Source organism: Tardiphaga sp., assembly GCF_028290785.1.
Classification (GTDB): domain Bacteria; phylum Pseudomonadota; class Alphaproteobacteria; order Rhizobiales; family Xanthobacteraceae; genus Tardiphaga.
The window spans coordinates 1-4037 of the sequence record NZ_JAQGJD010000184.1 but is presented as its reverse complement, the minus strand read 5'-3'; the positions used below and the strand labels follow the sequence as shown (position 1 = coordinate 4037).

The following is a 4037-nucleotide window of genomic DNA, read 5'->3' as shown; positions in this document are numbered from 1 at the left end:
GCCTTGTCCAGCACGAAGCGCACCGCGGTTCGCTCCTCGCCGCCGTGATCGAGTTCGATGGTGTCGTAGTGCACCACCAGTACCTTTGGATTCAGCTTCTCGACCTTGACCGTGACCGGCACCGGCTTTCCGGTCAGCGCCGCGAAATGATAGATGTTGACGGTGTACTCGCCGGCTACGATGCCGCGCACGCTGACGATCTCCTGGCGGATCGGCGACGGCACCTTCTGTCCGTTGACCATGATGAAGTCATTGAGGCCGCCGCGGTCGTCGCGGTCGATCACCATGAAGCCGGCCTCGCGCCGGCGGTACCACACCATGTTGCCGATCGGGTCGCGCACGAACATGTCGATGTCATCGGGATGCTTGTCGGGCCAGCTCACCGTGATCAGCATTTCGAGCTTGGTGTCGATCTTGCCCTCGTCCTCCTTGGTCTTGATCGCCAGCAGCGCGATGAAGAACAAAAAGGCGATCACCTGCAGCGCCTTGAACAGCATGACGCCGAGCGGATCGAACGGCGCCTCCTGCCGGTCAAATTCGAATTCGTCGATCACGCCGGCTGCTCCGCTTCGCGTTCGAGAATCGAAATCGCGTGGACGTCGATCAGCCCGACGGCAAAGGCGAACAGTTGCGAGGTCACGTCGTCGAGCATGTAGTACTGGATGCGGACCAAGATCGAGCCGATCAGCCCCGCGAGCGTGGTGTACATCGCCACCGCCATGCCCTCGCTCATCAGGTTCATGGAGGCCTTGATCGCGCCCTGATTGCCGGTGTCGAGGCCGGCGATCGGCGCCAGCATCATGATGAAGCCGACGATGGTGCCGATCAGGCCGAGCTTCATCAGCGTATCGCCGGCAAAGCTGCCGAAACCGTTGGAGCCGCGCAGATGGCCGGCGAGGCGGCGCAGCAGCAGCGTCTGGTCGATGCGCCGCCCGCTTTGCAGCGTGGATTTCATCGCGAGGTCGCGGATATGCGACGCCACCAGGCCTTTCGGCAGCGGCCGCACGCCATCGATGGCGACGCCATCGCCGACTACGACCACGCTGTGGCCGCCCTCGGCGAACAGTTGCGCGGCGCGCCGCGCGGCCTGCGCCTCGCGCGACACCACGATGGTGCGCCACAGGCAGTGCAGCGACGCGCCGATATAGAGCAGCACGATCACCAGGGAAATGTAGGTGCGGTCGGCGGCGAGCATCTGCCGCACCAATCCGTAATGCCAGAGCAGCACCGCGGCGAACAGGCAGAGCCCGGTGAAGATCATCCAGTGCAGCAGCGGCGCGCGATCGGCCGGATCGAGACGACGCGGCATCACCTTCTCCCTGCTGGTTGCCGACGGTCCGGCTTACCGCCGGTTTGTCCCACGATGCCGCATCGTTGGCGGCGCGCCCTAGGGCAACCGGCCCGTGGTGCGTCGGGCAAATTGCCCGACACATTTGCTGCGTTGCACCGGCCCTTGCCAGACCGCGAGCGCTTCATCTTTAATACCAGCCTCTCAGCGCGGGGAACGATGCCATGCGGCTGCTGATTCATCTCATCCTTCGTCTCGTCGGCGTGGTGCTGTTGTGTCTGGCCTGCACGGTCGGCTGGGTGCTGGTCGATGCGCATCGCAGCATCGAAGCCGACACCGTCAGCTCGGCCGACCGCGTCGCCGCAACGCTGCAGAACCTGTACTGGCGCGACCTGCTGTGGCGCGACGGCACGTACCGCGATGCCCTGCTGCCGGTGCCGGATTGGGAATCGATCGCCACCATGAAGTCGATCGCGCCCGGAATCTGCATCAGCTTCACGCGGGGCGCGGAGCCGCCGCGCGAGGTGTGCAGCCAGACGGAGGGAATCGGCAGCGTGGCGCCATCCTGGTTCGTCGATGTGTACGGCCGGCTGTTCGGGCCGCATGGCAGCGTGACACGGCCGCTGACCTTCCGGCAGCGCCATGCCGGCTCGGTGCAAGCGCGCGCCGAGCCTGCGGTGGCGGTGCGGCAGGCGTGGCGCCAGGTCACGGTGATGGTCGGCGTTGCCGCAGCGATGGCGCTGGGGATCGGGCTGCTCGCCACCTTGCTGATCGGACATGCACTGATGCCGGCGCGCAGCATCGTTCGCGGCCTGCGCCGGCTCGAACAGGGCGATCACGGCCATCGCCTGCCCGCTTTCGGCACCACCGAATTCAGCCTTATAGCCCGCGCCGTCAACGACCTCGCGAGCCGGCTGTCCGCCACCACGGCGGAACGGATTGCGCTGACCAAGCGGCTGTTTCAGGTCCAGGAGGAAGAGCGCCGGGCGCTGGCGCGCGACCTGCACGACGAGTTCGGCCAGTGCCTGACCGCCACCGCGGCGCTCGCCGCCGCGATCGAGGCCGGCGCTCGGCCGGCGCATCCCGATCTCGCCGAAGACGCCCGCGCGATCGCCCGCATCACGCAGCAGATGATGACCACGCTGCGCGGCGCGCTGGCGCGCCTGCGTTCGCAGGACCTCGAGGAGCTCGGATTGCAGGACAGCCTGATCCAGCTCGTCGCGCGCTGGAATGCGAGCACGACGCGGCGCGCGGTATTCCATCTCGACGTCGCCGGCGATCTCGCCAGCGTACCCGCCGAGGCCGCGGTAAATGTCTATCGCATCGCGCAGGAATGCCTGACCAATGCCGCCCGCCACGGCAGGCCGCGTCATGTCCATCTGCGCGTCGAGCACGGCAACCGTGGCGGCGACAACGCCATCGCCGTGAGCGTGGAAGATGACGGCGGCGGCGACGCCACGTCGATCAACGCCGCCTCGGGCCACGGCATTCTCGGCATTCGCGAACGCATCGCCGCGCTCGGCGGCAGCCTGTCAATCGCCGCAGCCGCGCATGGCGTGCGCGTCGCCGCGGTGATTCCGCTGATGCTGCCAAGGACGCAACCTGCCGCGGCGGCCCTGGCATGATGGCGATCAGCATCCTGCTGGTGGATGACCACCCCGTGGTGCGCGAAGGCTATCGCCGGCTGCTGGAGCGGCAGGCCGGATATCGGATCACCGCCGAAGCGGAGGACGCCGCCGCGGCCTACCGCGCCTACCAGGCGGAGCGCGCCGATGTGGTGGTGATGGACCTGTCGCTGCCCGGCCCGGGCGGCCTCGAGGCGATCCGGCATATCCGGCAGTGGGATCGCGCGGCGCGCGTGCTGGTGTTCACCATGCACGCCAGCGCGGCCTTTGCGCTGAAGGCCTTCGAGGCCGGCGCGCGCGGCTACATCACCAAGAGCAGCGCGCCACACGAGTTGGTGAACGCGATCGCCACCGTCGCCAAAGGCGGGCGCGCGCTGAGCGAAGACATTGCCCGCGAAATCGCCGCCGAACGGCTGGGTGGCGAGCGGTCGCTGATCGAGGATCTCGGCCCGCGTGAAACGGAAATTTTGCGGCTGGTGGCTTCAGGCTGGACCACGGAACAGATCGCCACGTCGCTCAACCTGAGCAGCAAGACGGTGCAGAACTATCACTACCAGATCAAGTCGAAGATCGGCGCGCGGACCGACGCCCATCTGGTGTGGCTGGCAACGGCTGCCGGCCTGGTGGCTCCGGAAAACGCGGGGTAGTTCGCTGCCATCGTTCCCCGGATGCTGCGCAACGCGCGGCCCTTGCCGCGTGGTGCGCTGCTGATCCGGGGTCCCGGTGATGCGAAGAGGAAACCGGGATCCCGGATCTGCGGAGCGGCATGGCGGCGATGCAAGGGCATCGCCCGAGAATGCCGCACGGCGTCCGGGACACGAACTCCCGCAGCTCAGCCGTTATCGACGAGGTCTTCTTCGAGAATCGCCATCTGGAACTGGAACGAACGATCGTCGTCCTCGTCATCGACGAACAGCACGCCGATGAACTCCTCGCCGATGTAGACCTCGGCCGAATCGTCTTTCTTCGGCCGCGGCACGACGCGGAGCTTCTGGTTGCCGAAGACGCGCTTGAGGTAGGCGTCGAGTTTTCTGACTTCCTGAACGTCCACAGGTGTCTCCAATGCTAGTGATGTTCGTTGAGCTGATGGCGAAGCTTTAAAGCGAGACGAGGCTTACGGCTAG

Annotated in this window: 5 protein-coding genes; 2 read left to right on the top strand and 3 right to left on the bottom strand. The window is 66.5% G+C overall.

What is annotated here, in order from left to right; translation table 11 throughout:
- Nucleotides 1-554 (bottom strand): hypothetical protein (locus JWR89_RS10655; RefSeq protein ID WP_299715431.1); only part of this gene is annotated, 554 nt, incomplete at its 3' end.
- A complete protein-coding gene (locus JWR89_RS10650; RefSeq protein ID WP_299715428.1) occupies nucleotides 551-1309 on the bottom strand; it encodes a MotA/TolQ/ExbB proton channel family protein in 759 nt (252 codons plus the stop codon). The genes JWR89_RS10655 and JWR89_RS10650, both read right to left, overlap by 4 nt.
- Before the next feature lie 203 nt (nucleotides 1310-1512).
- On the opposite strand from JWR89_RS10650, the gene JWR89_RS10645 reads away from it, so the two are divergent.
- Both JWR89_RS10645 and JWR89_RS10640 read left to right on the top strand, forming a co-directional pair.
- A complete protein-coding gene (locus tag JWR89_RS10645) occupies nucleotides 1513-2913 on the top strand; it encodes a histidine kinase (RefSeq protein WP_299715425.1) in 1401 nt (466 codons plus the stop codon).
- Nucleotides 2910-3560 carry a response regulator transcription factor gene (locus tag JWR89_RS10640; protein WP_299715422.1) on the top strand — a complete coding sequence of 217 codons (651 nt, stop codon included), beginning with the start codon at nucleotides 2910-2912 and terminating at the stop codon, nucleotides 3558-3560. The genes JWR89_RS10645 and JWR89_RS10640 overlap by 4 nt, the downstream gene beginning before the upstream one ends.
- Before the next feature lie 185 nt (nucleotides 3561-3745).
- On the opposite strand, the gene JWR89_RS10635 is transcribed toward JWR89_RS10640, so the two are convergent.
- Nucleotides 3746-3964 (bottom strand): DUF3126 family protein, encoded by a 219-nt coding sequence (locus tag JWR89_RS10635; protein WP_068736180.1) that lies wholly within the window; start codon nucleotides 3962-3964, stop codon nucleotides 3746-3748.
- Nucleotides 3965-4037 lie beyond the last annotated feature (73 nt).